Raw genomic sequence first — 14,069 nt, 5'->3', positions numbered from 1 at the left:
GCGCCCGGGACCTTCGGCTCAGTACTCCCAGAAGATCCGCTGCAGCTCGGCGCTGCTGCGCGGCCGGGTGAGCGCCACCGCGGCCAGGATCTTGGCCTTCTGCGGGTTCAGGTCGTGGGCTACCACCCAGTCGTACTGGTCGTCGGGCTGCTCGGCATTGCGCAGCACGAAGCCGCCTTCGCCCACGCGGGTGGAGCGCACGATCATCACGCCCTTCTCGCGGATGGCCTTGAGCTTGTCCACCGCGTAGTTGGGCACCGACCCGTTGCCCGTGCCCGCATGCACGATGGCCTTGGCGCCGCCTTGCACCGCGGCGTCGTACAGCGCCGGGTTCATGCTGCCCGAGCCGTAGACGATGGCCACTTCGGGCAGCGCATCGATGGCGTCGATGTCGAACTCCGAGTTGATCGTGTGCCGCTTGGCCAGGCTGCGGAACCAGTAGGTCTTGCCTTCCACCACCATGCCCAGCGAGCCCCAGGGGCTGCTGAAGGCGCTGGTCTTGATGTTCACGCGCTTGCTGGCGTCGCGGCCCGACAGGATGTCGTCGGCCATGGTCACCAGCACGCCCTTGCCCTTGGCGCTGGGCGACGCCGCCACCACCACCGCGTCGTACAGGTTGAGCATGCCGTCGGCCGACATCGCGCTGCCTGGCCGCATGGAGCCCACCACCACGATGGGCTTGTCGCTGCGCACCACCAGGTTCAGGAAGAAGGAGGTTTCCTCCAGCGTGTCGGTGCCGTGGGTGACCACCACGCCGCTGACCTCCGGGTCCTTCAGCAGGGCCGACACCCGCTTGCCCAGCACCACCAGCTTGTCGTTGGTGAAGCTCTCGGAGGCGATCTGGAAGGCCTGCTCGCCACGCACGTTGGCCACGCTGGCCAGCTCCGGCACGCCGGCGATCAGCTTGTCCACCGGCACCTTGGCCGCCTGGTAGGTGGCGCTGTTGAGCGCCGAGGCACCGGCACCGGCGATGGTGCCGCCGGTGGCCACGATCACCACCGTGGGCTTGGCCGCAGGCGTGGCGGCCTGCTGCGCCCAGGCGGGCAGCGCGGCCAGGGTGGCGGCCGCCACCAGGGCGGCGCAGGTGGCCCGCAGGCCGGAGGTCATGTTCTTCATCAAGGGCTCTCCTCTTGGCTGTGAAAAAACCAGCCGGAGTAGATGCGAGAAACGGGCCCGCAGCTGATACGGATCAGGCATGCCGCTGCACCAACAACGCATGGCGCGTGGCGCGGGCGCCGCAGCCCCCTGGTCAGGCAGCCGCTGCGCCGGCCTCGCCCAGCAGGCCGGCATCCAGCGGCGCCACGCTGCCGCAGGCATCCGGCTGGTAGCCGGCCAGCTGCGACACCGCGGCGCGGTAGGCCGGGCTGCGCACCACACCCAGCATGGCCTGCACCAGCGGCTGCTGCAGCGCGCCCGGCCGGCAGGCCAGGAAGTAGCGCTCGGCCTGCACCGGGATGAACTCCAGCCCGAAGCGGCGCGCCGCCGCCTCCACGCCGAAGGCCACGTCGGCCATGCCGCTGGCCACGTAGGCGGCCACCGCCGCATGGGTGTGCTCGCCCTGCTCGTAGCCGGCGATGCGGCTGCCGTCCAGCCCGCGCTGGGCCAGCAGCAGGTCCAGCAGCAGCCGGGTGCCGGAGCCGCGCTCGCGGTTGATGAAGCGCACCTCGGGCCGCAGCAGGTCGTCCACCGCGTACACCCGCCTGGGGTTGCCGGCGGCCACCATCAGGCCCTGGCGCCGCAGCACCAGGTGGATGGCACGCAGGTCGCCGCTGAGCCAGCGCGCATGGTGCGCCAGCACCTGCCTGCCCAGCGGGCCCACCGGCAGGTGCAGCCCGGCCACGTCGCAGGCGCCGCCATGCACCGCGGCCGCGGCCTGCTCGCTGTTGCAGTACTTCAGCTCCAGCGGCAGCTGCGCCGCCTCCAGCTGGTGGGCCAGCGCCTCCACCGCGAAGCCGTGGCTGGCCCACAGCCGCAGCGCGGCGCCGCTGGGTGCCAGCTGGGTGTGCAGCTCGGCTTCCAGTTCGGAGGCCAGGCTCTCCAGCACCGGCGACAGCCGCGCGCCGATGCGGCGGTCGGCCCACACCAGCGTGCGCGCCAGCGGCGTGAGGGCCGAGCCCTTGCCGCGCTGCATCTGCAGCAGCGGCGCGCCCAGCACGGCCTCGGCCTCGCGCAGCAACTTCCAGGCATGGCGGTAGGACCCGCCCTCGTGCTCGCAGGCCGCGGCCAGGCTGCCGTGGTCCTCCACCAGCGACAGCAGCGCCAGCACCCGCGCAGGCAGCTCGCGGCCCTCGGCGTTGCGGATGTTCCAGTGCGGTCGGATCGATACGTGCAGCACGTTGGCGGTACCCGGGGCTATGCTTGGCCGGGCCAGTTTAGTCACATGCCTCCAACACCATGACCGACGACGTCGCCGATGCCTGCCTGCCCGCCTTCGAGGCCCTGCACGTCACCCGCTGCCGCGCCGACGGCACGGGCACCGATGCCGACGACGTGGTGGTGAGCGAGGTGCCGGTGGCCATCACCTTCAACGGCCTGTCGCATGCGGTGATGATGGCCACGCCCACCGACCTGGAGGCGATGGCCCTGGGCTTCGCGCTGTCCGAAGGGCTGATCGCCAGCCCGGCGCAGTGCTACGGCATCGACGTGACCGCCGGCCGGCTGGGCTGCGAGGTCGCGCTGGAGGTGGCGCAGCAGGCCTTCGTGCAGCTCAAGCACAAGCGCCGCTCGATGGAAGGCCGCAGCGGCTGCGGCCTGTGCGGCGTGGACAGCCTGGCCGCGTTGGACCTGCAGCCCGAGCCCCTGCCCGCCCGGCCGCCGGTGCCGGTGGCCGCGGTGCTGCAGGCCATGGCGCAGCTGGCGGACCACCAGCCGGTCAACCGCGCCACCGGCGGCTGCCATGCCGCCGGCTGGGCCACGCCCGACGGCGCGCTGCAGTTCGCGATGGAGGACGTGGGCCGCCACAACGCGCTGGACAAGCTGATCGGCCGGCTGGCGCAGCACAGGCTGCTGGGCACGGCCGGCTTCGTGGTGATGTCCAGCCGTGCCAGCTACGAGCTGGTGCGCAAGTGCGCGCGGGTGGGCATCGGCACGCTGGCCACGGTGTCGGCGCCCAGCACGCTGGCGGTGGCCATCGCGCAGCAGGCCGGGCTGGTGCTGTATGGCTTCAGCCGCGGCCAGCAGGCGGTGCGTTATGCCGGGGTGGCCGGCGGTGCCGGCAGCGCGCCGGGCTGAGGCGGCGGCGCGGCCGGCTCGCGCAGCACCATCGAAGGCGGCTTCCACAGCGGCAGCCCGGCCGCCGGCAGCGCCTGCAGCACCTGGAACAGCAGCGCGCTCTTGACGCCGTAGCTCTGCCGCGGCGACGACACGAAGCCGGTGGCGTTGAACACCACGTTGCCCGCGTCGATGCCGTCCAGCTGCACGTTGGGCGCCGGGTTGTCCAGCACGTCGGGGTGGTCCAGGAAGGCCTGCAGCAGGATCTGCCGCGCCCGCTCGGTGTCGGTGTCCAGCGGCATCGGCAGCTTGATCTGCACCAGGCCCTGCGGGCTCTGGTGCGTCACGTTGCGGACCACCTTGGTGATGAACTCCGAGTTGGGCACGATCACGGTGGAACGGTCGCCCATCTGGATCTCGGTGGCGCGCACGTTGATGCGGCGGATGTCGCCCTCCACACCGCCCAGCGCCACCCAGTCGCCCACCTTCACCGGCCGCTCGGCCAGCAGGATCAGGCCGGAGACGAAGTTGCTCACCACCGCCTGCAGGCCGAAGCCGATGCCCACCGACAGCGCGCTGGCGATCCAGGCCACCTTGTCCAGTGCCAGCCCGATGGCCGACAGCCCCAGCCCGATGGCCACCACCGTGCCCAGGAAGCCCATCAGCGTGGCCACCGAGGCGCGCATGCCCGCGTCCAGCGAGGTGGTGGGCAGGAAGCGGTCGGAGAACCAGCGCTTGACCGCCCGCAGCACCACCGTGGCCAGCAGGAAGACCAGCACCGCCTGCAGCACCGCGGTGGGCCGCAGCTGAAGCTGCCCCACCATGATGCCGTCGCGCAGCTGGTCGGTGCGGCGCAGCAGGTCGGCCGGCCCTTCGCCGAAGGGCGCCAGCACCATCACCAGCGCCACCAGCGCCACCGTCAGCCGCAGCGCGCCCGACACCAGCACCGCGGCCTGGCGCCGCAGCCGGCTGCCCGGCGTGTCGGCCTCGCCTTCGGGGCCCGCGCTGCCGGCGGCTTCGCTGCCGGGGGCGGAGCGCGAGGCGAGCCAGGCGGTGAACACGTCGTCGATCAGCGCGTCCAGCAGGAAGGCCGTCATGGCCAGCGTCGCGATCCAGGCCACCTGCCGCACCACGAAGGCGCCCAGCGCCACATAGCCGATCAGGATGGCCAGCACGCTCGCCGCCAGCAGCGTGCGCGCGAAGAACAGCGCCAGCGTCATCCAGCTGGGCCGGGGCAGGTGCTCGCGCTCGTCGCGCACCTCGTGGGAGCGGCGGCGCAGCCGCTCGCCGCGGCGCACCGTGTGGGCCAGCAGCACGCCCAGCGCCAGCGCATACATGCCGTTGACGGCCACCTCGGTGGCCAGGCTGGCCTGCACCAGCGAGGCCAGGCGCTGCACCAGCCAGCCCACGAAGATCAGCGCGCCGATCAGCGTGGGATGCCAGCGCAGGCCGGTGGCCACCTCGTCGGGCAGCGGCAGCAGCCGCCAGGAAGGCCGCGTGGCCGCCAGCAGCGCCGCGCCCAGGCCGGCCACGTAGGCCGAGAAGCACATGGCGCCCAGCATGCTGCCCAGCAGCACGCGGGCGGGCTCGGTCTCGGGCAGCGTCCAGCCGATGCCCCGCATCAGCGCATAGGCCACCGTGCCCGGCACCAGCACCGCCAGCAGCGCCTGCGCCACCGCATACACCGAGCGGCGCACGCGGCCCGAGGGCGTGCGCTCGGCCGCGATGGCCACCAGCCGCCGGCTCAGCCAGCGGCGCAGCGCGAACACGCCCACCACCAGCGCGCCCAGCCCGGCCCAGGCGCCACCCGGCGTGCGCGCGGCGGCCTCGGCCATGGTGCCGGCCAGCTGGCGCAGCCGCTGCAGGTCGCGCGGCGCATTGGTGCGCAGCTCGCTCCAGAAGCCGGGGGAAAGAATGGATTCGGTGCGCTCGAACAGCGCCGCGCGGAAGCGGTCGCGCCGCTGGCCGGCGGCCTGGTCGGCCAGCTGCTGGCTCTGCACCACCAGCAGCCGCGCGAGCTTGATGCGGGCGTCCAGCGTCTCGATGGTCTTCTGCAGGCCGCTGCGCTGCTCGGCCACGTCGGCGGCCTCGCCGCCCGTCGGCGGCGCCGGGCCCAGCTCGGCCAAGCGGGCGCGGGCGCTTTCCAGCTCGGGCGCCTGCTCCGCGGCGATGCGGTCCGCCTCCTCCTGCACCTGCAGCAGCAGGCGGCGCGATTCGGCCAGCTCGCTGCCCGGCACCGGCGCCTCGCCGGACAGGCGCTTCTCGATGCGCTCCACCTGCAGCCGCGCGGCATCCAGCGCGGTGTCCACCACATCGGCGGCGCGCGCGGGCGGCGCGGCGGCCAGCAGCAGGGCCAGCAGGAAGCCCAGCAGGAGAGCCAGCAGCACCTGGGGCAGCTGCGGCGCGGCCGGCGCGGCCCCGGGTCTCGTTCCCGCGCAAGCAGGCCTCGCGGTCTTGCGCAACGGCATCACATCCACTCCTGTCGATTCGCCCCGGCGGGGCGGGCGCAGGATGTTAGGCGAGGGTGGTGCGGGCCTGCGGCGGCAGGTGCCGCACGTAGCTGAGCAGCCGGCCCTTGTAGCCCGCAACTGCCGCGGTCTCGGCGCGGTCCAGCCGCTGCTCGGTGAGCGTGAAGCCCTGGCCGGCCATGTGGCGGTTGAAGGCGGCGCGGTTGCCGCGGTCGGGGTCGACGATCCACACCTCGGCGGCGTCGCCGGCATGCAGCTCGATGAAGCCGGCCAGGTCGTCGGCGGCGTCGCGGTCGTACAGCAGGTCGCTGCCGATCAGCAGGTCGTAGGGGCCGTCCACCGCCAGCTGCGCGGCTTCGCCTTCCCGCGGCAGTGGCGGCAGCGGCGTGCGCCAATGGCCGTAGCGGTACTTCATTGGCGCCAGGCCGTTGAGCAGCAGGTTGGCCTGCAGGAAGGCGCCGGTCAGCGGATGGCAGTCGCTGGCGGTGATGTCGGCGCCGCGCCGGTGGCCCACCAGGCTGGCCAGGCCGAGGCCGCAGCCCATCTCCAGGATGCGCTCCGCACCGCGCACCGGGCGCATCGCCAGCAGCGCGGCCAGTTCCGCGCCCGAGGGCCACAGCAGCCCGAAGAGGGGCCAGGTGGCCGACGAGATGCCGATGTCGGCGGCGTCCCCATGGGGGTCGCTGAACTGCTGGCGGTCGAGCAGCGAGCGGATGAACAGGTCGTCCACGCCCGCCACGGCGATGCGCTCTTGCTTGGTTTCATAGCCGGGCATCGCGGGGCGTGCGAAGCCGGCAGCAAAGAGGCTTCGATCAAGGGAAAGGGCGCCGAGTATGCGCCCTGCCCGATGCCCCTACTTGTTGGCGATCACCGCTTCCACCACGTTGCGCGGCGCTTCGGCGTAGTGCTTGAACTCCATCGTGTAGGTGGCGCGGCCCTGGCTGAGCGAACGCAGCGTGGTCGAGTAGCCGAACATCTCCGACAGCGGCACCTCGGCCTTCACCAGCTTGCCGCCGCCGCCGGCCATGTCTTCCATGCCCTGCACCATGCCGCGCCGCGAGGACAGGTCGCCCATCACGTTGCCCATGAAGTCCTCGGGCGTTTCCACCTCCACGGCCATCATCGGCTCCAGCAGCACCGGCTTGGCGCGGCGCATCGCTTCCTTGAAGGCCATGGAGCCGGCCATGCGGAAGGCGTTCTCGTTCGAGTCCACGTCGTGGTACGAGCCGAAGGTGAGCGTGACCTTCACGTCCACCACCGGGAAGCCCGCCAGCACGCCCGACTTCAGCGTTTCCTGGATGCCCTTGTCCACCGCCGGGATGTACTCGCGCGGGATCACGCCGCCCTTGATGGCGTCGACGAACTCGTAGCCCTTGCCCTGCGCCGACGGCTCCAGCGTGATGACCGCATGGCCGTACTGGCCGCGGCCGCCCGACTGCTTGACGAACTTGCCTTCCACATCGGCGGCGGTGGTGCGGATGGTCTCGCGGTAGGCCACCTGCGGCTTGCCGACGTTGGCCTCCACGCCGAACTCGCGCTTCATGCGGTCGACCAGGATCTCCAGGTGCAGCTCGCCCATGCCGGCGATGATGGTCTGGCCGCTTTCCTCATCGGTGCGCACGCGGAAGCTGGGGTCTTCCTGTGCCAGTCGGTTCAGGGCGATGCCCATCTTCTCCTGGTCGGCCTTGGTCTTGGGCTCCACCGCCTGCGAGATCACCGGCTCCGGGAACACCATGCGTTCCAGGATGATGGTCTTGTCCGGGTCGCACAGCGTGTCGCCGGTGGTGGCGTCCTTCAGGCCCACCGCCGCGGCGATGTCGCCGGCGCGCACTTCCTTAATCTCGGCGCGCTCGTTGGCATGCATCTGCAGCAGCCGGCCCAGGCGTTCCTTCTTGCCCTTGACCGGGTTGTAGACCGAGTCGCCCGCCTTGATGACGCCCGAGTACACGCGGAAGAAGATCAGCTGGCCCACGTAGGGGTCGGTCATGATCTTGAAGGCCAGCGCCGAGAACGGCTCGTCGTCGGCCGGGTGGCGCTCGGCGGGGGTGTCGTCGTCCTCGTTGTGGCCAAGGATGGCGGGCACGTCCACCGGCGAGGGCAGGTAGTCGATCACCGCATCCAGCATCGCCTGCACGCCCTTGTTCTTGAAGGCGCTGCCGCACAGCATCGGCACGATCTCGCCGGCGATGGTGCGCTTGCGGATGGCGGCCTTGATCTCGTCCTCGGTCAGCGTGTCGCCGCCCAGGTACTTGTCGAGCAGCTCCTCGCTGGCTTCGGCGGCGGCCTCGACCATCTTGTCGTGCCACTCCTGCGCGGTGGCCTGCAGGTCGGCCGGGATGTCGATGTACTCGAAGCGCACGCCCTGGCCGGCCTCGTCCCAGACGATGCCCTTCATCTTCACCAGGTCGACCACGCCCTGGAAGTGATCTTCGGCACCGATGGGGATCTGCAGCGGCACGGCCACGCCCTTCAGCCGCTCGCCGATCTGGCGCTGCACGCGGAAGAAGTCGGCGCCCACGCGGTCCATCTTGTTGACGAAGGCCATGCGCGGCACCTTGTACTTGTTGGCCTGGCGCCAGACGGTCTCGCTCTGCGGCTGCACGCCGCCCACCGAGTCGTAGACCATCACCGCGCCGTCCAGCACGCGCATCGAGCGTTCCACCTCGATGGTGAAGTCGACGTGGCCCGGGGTGTCGATGATGTTGATGCGGTGCTCGGGATAGTTGCCGGCCATGCCCTTCCAGAAGGCGGTGGTGGCGGCCGAGGTGATGGTGATGCCGCGTTCCTGCTCCTGCTCCATCCAGTCCATCGTGGCGGCGCCGTCGTGCACCTCGCCGATCTTGTGGTTCACACCCGTGTAGAACAGGATGCGCTCGGTGGTGGTGGTCTTGCCGGCGTCGATGTGGGCGCTGATACCGATGTTGCGGTAGCGCTCGATGGGAGTCTTGCGGGACATGGCGGTGATCCTCCTGGCGGTTCGGGCGGGGCGCCCGGGTTGCCGCGTTGGCTGGCGCAGCTTAGCGGGCCCACGGTAGGCTGGCGAGTTTCGGGGTCAACGCACCGGCCCGGCCGCGCCACTGGCACCGAAATCGCTTGACCTCCGTTGCAGTTCATCCTCCACAGAAGTCGAAAACCCTCCGGGAGAGGAGACCCCCTTGGCCAAGATCCAACAAGGCGTAGGACCGCAGTATCCGCAGGTGGTGGTGCTGGTCGGCGCCACTGGCGACCTGGCGCGGCGCAAGCTGCTGCCGGGCCTGTTCCACCTCGTCAACGCAGGCTTCATTCCGGGCTGCCGCATCATCGGCGTCTCGCTGGACGACCTGGATGCCGACGGCTTCCGCGACGTGGCCCGCAGCGCGCTCGACGAGTTCGCGGCCCGCAAGGTGTCGCCCGCAGCCTGGGAGGCCTTTGCCGCCATCCTCGACTACGTGCCGCTGGCCGCCGGTGCGCCCGCGCTGCGCGAGGCGGTGCAGCGGGCCGAGGCCTCGCTGGGCCGCGAGACGCGGCGCCTGCACTACCTGAGCGTGCCGCCCAGCGCGGCGCTGCCGGTGGTGCGCATGCTGGGCGAGGCGGGCCTGGTGGAAAACGCCCGCATCGTGATGGAGAAGCCCTTCGGCACCGACCTGCAGAGCGCGGTGTCGCTCAACGCGCACCTGCACGAGGTGTTCGCGGAGGAGCAGATCTTCCGCATCGACCACTTCCTGGGCAAGGAGCCGGCGCAGAACATCCTGGCCTTCCGCTTCGCCAACGGGCTGTTCGAGCCGATCTGGAACCGCAACTTCATCGACCACGTGCAGATCGACGTGCCGGAGACGCTGGGCCTGGGCAAGCGCGCCGGCTTCTACGAGCAGACCGGCGCCTACCGCGACATGGTGGTCACGCACCTGTTCCAGATCCTGGCCTTCATGGCGATGGAGCCACCCACCTCGCTGGAGCCGGTGCCCATCAGCGAGGAGAAGAACAAGGTCTTCCGCAGCATGCTGCCGATCGCGCCGCACGACGTGGTGCGCGGGCAATACAGCGGCTACCGCAAGGAGGAGGGCGTCGACCCCGAGAGCGACACCGAGACCTTCATCGCGCTGAAGTGCCACATCGACAACTGGCGCTGGGCCGGCGTGCCCTTCTACCTGCGCACCGGCAAGCGCATGGCGCAGGGCCAGCGCATCATCTCCATCGCCTTCCGCGAGCCGCCCAAGAGCATGTTCCCGCCCAACTCGGGCGTGGGCTCGCAAGGCCCTGACCACCTCACCTTCGACCTGGCCGATGCGTCGAAGATGTCGCTCTCCTTCTACGGCAAGCGCCCCGGCCCGGGCATGCGGCTGGACAAGCTGAGCCTGCAGTTCGCGATGCGCGACACCGGCCTCATCGGCGAGGTGCTGGAAGCGTATGAGCGGCTGATCCTCGACGCGATGCGCGGCGACCGCACGCTGTTCACCACCGCCGAGGGCATCGAGCGGCTGTGGCAGGTGTCCACCCCGCTGCTGGAGCAGCCGCCGCCGGTGCGGCTGTACGAGCAGGGTTCGTGGGGACCGAAGCCGGTGCACCAGCTCATCGCGCCGCATGCCTGGCGGCTGCCGTTCGAGCGGGTGTGGCGGGATCCGGACAACACCGGCAGTTGAGGCCGGCCCTGCCGCAACCGCTGCGCCTGAGCCGCCGTGGCGCAACGCCGGCGCATGCCAGTGGCGGGCGTGGATGGTGTCCAGCGTGCCGTGCGCGTTCTTCGAGCGCAGGGCCATCGCCAGGCCGGCGCGCTTGCGCGCGACTGGCTGGGTGCATCGCCTGGCACAGGTCCGCCCGCGGCAGCCGCGCGATCCAACGGCGACCGTCCATTCACCGGCGGTCGAAGCGTTCCACCACGAGCACCGTCTGGTCCCCGAAGCGGGCCACTTCGGTGCGGGCCACCGGCAGGCCGAGGCCGGCCAGGTCTGGCACCAGCGGCCGCGGTGGGGGCTACATTGACCGAAGCCAGTAAAGCCCGGTTACCCGGGATCACCGATATCCCGTTTCACACGCCCAGGTAACGCACGTCCCCCAGCAGCATGGCCCGCATCTCGGCCAGCTCGGCCTTGTGCAGCAGCTCGATGGGAAAGGCCGCGCCGTGGGCCCGGCGGGCGAGCGGCGCGTCGATCACGCCGCTGGCACTCATGTCGGCCAGCGACATGCGGTGGTCGATGGCGCAGGACTTGACGAACACCAGCCGCTCCGCATTCAGGCTGTGCGCCAGGTCGAAGGCGATGGTGTCGGAGCTGGCTTCCCAGTTGGTGCGGTCGTCCATCGTCTCGCGCTGCAGCTCCAGCGGCAGCCACAGCGCCGTGCGGCCGGTGTGCAGCACGCGATGGATGTCGCTCTTGCGCGTGGCCAGCCGCAGCGCGGGATTGAGCGCATGCAGCTGGTAGGCCGTCTGCGCCATGGCCAGCACCGCCATGTTGTGCGCGGCCAGGTCGTCGAACTGCCATTCGGTCTGCGCCCGCCGCACTTCGTTGGCAAAGCGGCCGCCGCCCGGCACCACGGTCACGCGGCCGCCGCCCAGGTCGGCCAGCAGCTCCAGCCAGTGGGGCAGCAGCGGATCGGTGCACACGCTGCCGCCCAGCTTGACGATCCACATCTAGCGCCGCTCCTTGTCGTAGAGCGCGGCCACGGCCACGCAGGGTGCGCACACCTGGGCCCAGGGCGCCAGCTCGGGCGTGGCGCGGGCCACATGGCTGCCGTAGTGGATGCAGCGCGAAGGCATGCGCTGCGACTGCTGCAGCAGGTCGGGCGCCAGGAAGCTGCCGCAGCCGGCACTCACCGCCACCGCGGACTCGCCCAGGCCATGCAGCTCGACCACGCGGCGCAGCTGGCCGCCCAGCTCGGCCACCTGCGCAGCACGCCAGGCATGGGCCATCTGCAGCCACTCGGCGGGCGTGGCATCGCGGGCATCCAGCCCGATCATGCGGGCCAGGCGGCGGCGCGTGGCCTCCATGTCCTTGGCGCCGCCATCGGCGCCGGGCTGCTGGTCGTGCGCGGGGTCCAGCTCGCCGGTCAGGCGATAGACGTCGGCGGTGGTGGCGAACAGCTCGTTCATCACGTTGAGCATGCGGCCGCCGAAGGCGATGCGCGGGCCCAGCGCGCACAGCGGCGTGCGCACCACGCCGTGGTAGACCAGTTCGCCGGTGGCCAGGCGGTCCACGTCGCTGCGTGCGGTGGTGAGCACGCGCCCGCCACGCAGCGCGATCAGGTCGGTGGTGGTGCTGCCGATGTCCACCAGCACGCCTTCGTCCACCGCCTGCGCCGCATGCCGGGCCGTGGCCAGCCAGTTGGCCGAGGCGATGTGCGCCCACTGAGCGCCGGCCTGCGGCGCCTCCACCCAGCCGTGGTCGCCGGCATAGCAGTGCACTGCACCCAGCCGCTGCGCGGCCAGCGTGGCGATGCGCTGCACGCCCTGCTCGCGGTGCTCGAACAGGTCCACCATCTCGCCGGTCATGGTCAGCGCATGGTGTGCGCCCGCCATCCGTGGCCAGCGGGCCAGCGCCTGGTCCAGCACCTGCTCCAGCCGGTCCAGGCCCTGCCACAGCGGGCAGGCCCATTGCGCCACGTCGACGAGCTGGCCGTGCTGCACCAGGCAGGCCTTGGCATGGGCGCCGCCGATGTCCCAGCCGACGGTGACGCCGCCGCCTTCAGGCATGGGCCGGCTCCCGCGCGTACAGGGTCAGCAGCTCGGCCGCCAGGTTGCGGTCCAGCGCGGCCGACAGGCCGGCATAGGCGCAGGTGATGCGGGGGTTGATCTCGATCACCACCGGCCCGTGCTGGTGATGCCACACCAGGTCGATGCCGACGAAGCCCTTCAGCCCCGGCAGCGCCTGCGCCACCGCAGTGGCGATGCGGCCCAGCGACTCGGCGCCCGGCAGTGCATTCACCCGCACGCCGTGGAAGTGCACGCGGCCCGCGTCGTCCACCGCCACGTCCTGGCAGTTGACGCTCAGCACCTCGGCCTCGCCACCGCCGCGGCACAGCAGCGACAGGCTCAGCGCCTCGCCTTCCACCCAGGGCTCCAGCGTGGCCACCTGGCCGGTGCGGGCCCGCGCCAGCTGGTCGTGCAGCGCGGCTTCATGGCTGCGGTGCACGCGGGTGTCCAGCGCGCCGGCGCCGTCGTCGGGCTTGACCACCCAGCGCCGCGCCTCGGCCATGCGCAGCGGCGTGCACACGCCGGCCTCGTCCAGCCGCTGCAGCGTGGCGCGCTTGCTGCTGGCCACGGCGATGGCCTGCGGCCGGCAGCCCATCCAGCGGCCGGGCGACACCTGGCGGCTGTAGTGCAGCAGCAGGCCGCCGGTCTCCGGCGTCACCACGCAGGCCAGGTCGTGCGAGGCGGCCTCGCGCGCCATGAAGTCCACGGTGCGCTCGCCCTTGCGCGGCCGCAGCGCGCGGGCGCGGGCGGGCAGCTCGTCGGCCTGCGGGCACACCGCCGCGGACACCTGCACGCCGGGCACGGCCAGCAGGTCGGCCACCAGGGCGTCGCGCATCGCGCGGCCCATGGGCATGAGCTCGTCCCGCTCGGCCGGGCCGCCGACATCGCCGCCCGCGGTGACATACTCGAACACGACCACCCGCTTCATCGTTGCTCCTGCATGGCTGCCGAGACCTCGCTCATTCCCGTGATGGACCTGCTCGGCGGGCAGGTGGTTCGTGGCGTGCGGGGCGACCGCCAGGCATACCGGCCCATCGTGTCGGCGCTGTGCGGCAGCAGCGACCCCGCCACGGTGGCGCGCATTCTCTGTGCCCATTGCGGCACCCAGCGGCTGTACGTGGCCGACCTGGATGCACTGATGGGCGGCCCGCCGCAGTACGCGGTGCTGCACACCCTGCTGGAAGCCCTGCCCGAGCTGGAACTGTGGCTGGACGCCGGCTTTGCCGATGCCGCCGCGGCGCAGGCGCTGATGACCCGCCTGGGCAGCTTCGCCGCCGCCCATGTGGTGCCGGTGTACGGCAGCGAGTCGCTCAAGTCGCGCGAGGCGCTGGCGCAGGCCTTCGACCGCCATGATCCTCTCGGCGCGCGGGCGGTGCTGTCGCTGGACCGTCGCGACGGCCAGCCGCTGGACCCGGCCGGCTGCTGGCAGGCGCCCGAGCTCTGGCCGCAGCGCGTCATCGTGATGACGCTGGAGCGCGTGGGCTCCCAGGCCGGCCCCGACCTGGACACGCTGCAGGCCGTGCGTGTGCGCAGTGCGCCCGGCACGCTGCTGATCGGCGCCGGCGGCGTGCGCCATCCGGACGACCTGCTGCATGCCCACGAAGCCGGCGCCGACGCCTGGCTGGTGGCCAGCGCGCTGCACGACGGCCATCTACCGCCGGCAGGCAGCACGCCGCGCTGAGCGCCGGCCGGCCCGGCCCACCACCCACGGGCCGGCTGCCCGGCCG

Annotated in this window: 11 protein-coding genes; 3 read left to right on the top strand and 8 right to left on the bottom strand. The window is 71.8% G+C overall.

Annotated elements, in window-relative coordinates:
• Positions 1-18: 18 nt before the first annotated feature.
• Together VO99_RS27800 and VO99_RS27795 are read right to left on the bottom strand one after the other, a co-directional pair.
• On the bottom strand, positions 19-1,116 hold the full coding sequence (locus tag VO99_RS27800) for an asparaginase (RefSeq protein WP_046116211.1): 1,098 nt from the start codon (positions 1,114-1,116) through the stop codon (positions 19-21).
• Positions 1,117-1,249: 133 nt separating this feature from the next.
• Positions 1,250-2,335 (bottom strand): substrate-binding domain-containing protein, encoded by a 1,086-nt coding sequence (locus VO99_RS27795; protein WP_052736691.1) that lies wholly within the window; start codon positions 2,333-2,335, stop codon positions 1,250-1,252.
• A 59-nt stretch (positions 2,336-2,394) separates the two neighbouring features.
• Here VO99_RS27795 and fdhD point away from each other — a divergent pair, with 59 nt between their 5' ends.
• Positions 2,395-3,231: a formate dehydrogenase accessory sulfurtransferase FdhD gene (gene fdhD, locus VO99_RS27790; RefSeq protein ID WP_046116210.1), complete on the top strand. Its 837-nt coding sequence runs from the start codon at positions 2,395-2,397 to the stop codon at positions 3,229-3,231.
• Here fdhD and VO99_RS27785 read toward each other — a convergent pair.
• The 3 genes from VO99_RS27785 to fusA form a co-directional block, all read right to left on the bottom strand.
• Entirely contained in the window at positions 3,189-5,597 is a 2,409-nt protein-coding gene (locus VO99_RS27785; RefSeq protein ID WP_052736690.1) for a DUF3772 domain-containing protein, read from the bottom strand. The two genes, fdhD and VO99_RS27785, sit on opposite strands and share 43 nt — an antisense overlap.
• Positions 5,598-5,724: 127 nt before the next feature.
• Entirely contained in the window at positions 5,725-6,453 is a 729-nt protein-coding gene (locus VO99_RS27780) for a class I SAM-dependent methyltransferase (protein WP_046116209.1), read from the bottom strand.
• A gap of 78 nt (positions 6,454-6,531) precedes the next feature.
• Positions 6,532-8,634 carry an elongation factor G gene (fusA, locus tag VO99_RS27775; protein ID WP_046116208.1) on the bottom strand — a complete coding sequence of 701 codons (2,103 nt, stop codon included), beginning with the start codon at positions 8,632-8,634 and terminating at the stop codon, positions 6,532-6,534.
• 199 nt (positions 8,635-8,833) lie between these two features.
• Between fusA and zwf the strand changes: the two genes are divergently transcribed.
• Positions 8,834-10,297: a glucose-6-phosphate dehydrogenase gene (gene zwf, locus VO99_RS27770; protein ID WP_046116207.1), complete on the top strand. Its 1,464-nt coding sequence runs from the start codon at positions 8,834-8,836 to the stop codon at positions 10,295-10,297.
• A 386-nt stretch (positions 10,298-10,683) separates the two neighbouring features.
• On the opposite strand, the gene VO99_RS27765 is transcribed toward zwf, so the two are convergent.
• From VO99_RS27765 to VO99_RS27755, 3 genes are read right to left on the bottom strand one after another with little or no spacing between them, the layout of a single operon-like run.
• On the bottom strand, positions 10,684-11,283 hold the full coding sequence (locus tag VO99_RS27765) for an amino acid kinase family protein (protein WP_046116206.1): 600 nt from the start codon (positions 11,281-11,283) through the stop codon (positions 10,684-10,686).
• On the bottom strand, positions 11,284-12,342 hold the full coding sequence (locus VO99_RS27760; RefSeq protein WP_046116205.1) for a hydantoinase/oxoprolinase family protein: 1,059 nt from the start codon (positions 12,340-12,342) through the stop codon (positions 11,284-11,286).
• A complete protein-coding gene (locus tag VO99_RS27755; protein WP_046116204.1) occupies positions 12,335-13,270 on the bottom strand; it encodes an ATP-grasp domain-containing protein in 936 nt (311 codons plus the stop codon). Before VO99_RS27755 ends, VO99_RS27760 begins: the two co-directional genes overlap by 8 nt.
• Positions 13,271-13,282: 12 nt before the next feature.
• Between VO99_RS27755 and VO99_RS27750 the strand changes: the two genes are divergently transcribed.
• Complete coding sequence (locus VO99_RS27750) at positions 13,283-14,023, top strand: HisA/HisF-related TIM barrel protein (protein WP_046116203.1); 741 nt, start codon at positions 13,283-13,285, stop codon at positions 14,021-14,023.
• Positions 14,024-14,069 lie beyond the last annotated feature (46 nt).

The sequence above is a fragment of the Aquincola tertiaricarbonis genome, assembly GCF_000969605.1.
Taxonomy (GTDB): domain Bacteria; phylum Pseudomonadota; class Gammaproteobacteria; order Burkholderiales; family Burkholderiaceae_C; genus Aquincola; species Aquincola tertiaricarbonis.
This window is presented reverse-complemented; position numbering and strand designations above follow the sequence as displayed.

Coding starts and splice junctions, on each gene's coding strand:
- VO99_RS27800 (WP_046116211.1), bottom strand. CDS start 1,116: ATGAAGAACATGACCTCCGGCCTGCGGGCCACCTGCGCCGCCCTGGTG.
- fdhD (WP_046116210.1), top strand. CDS start 2,395: ATGACCGACGACGTCGCCGATGCCTGCCTGCCCGCCTTCGAGGCCCTG.
- VO99_RS27780 (WP_046116209.1), bottom strand. CDS start 6,453: ATGCCCGGCTATGAAACCAAGCAAGAGCGCATCGCCGTGGCGGGCGTG.
- fusA (WP_046116208.1), bottom strand. CDS start 8,634: ATGTCCCGCAAGACTCCCATCGAGCGCTACCGCAACATCGGTATCAGC.
- VO99_RS27765 (WP_046116206.1), bottom strand. CDS start 11,283: ATGTGGATCGTCAAGCTGGGCGGCAGCGTGTGCACCGATCCGCTGCTG.
- VO99_RS27760 (WP_046116205.1), bottom strand. CDS start 12,342: ATGCCTGAAGGCGGCGGCGTCACCGTCGGCTGGGACATCGGCGGCGCC.
- VO99_RS27755 (WP_046116204.1), bottom strand. CDS start 13,270: ATGAAGCGGGTGGTCGTGTTCGAGTATGTCACCGCGGGCGGCGATGTC.
- VO99_RS27750 (WP_046116203.1), top strand. CDS start 13,283: ATGGCTGCCGAGACCTCGCTCATTCCCGTGATGGACCTGCTCGGCGGG.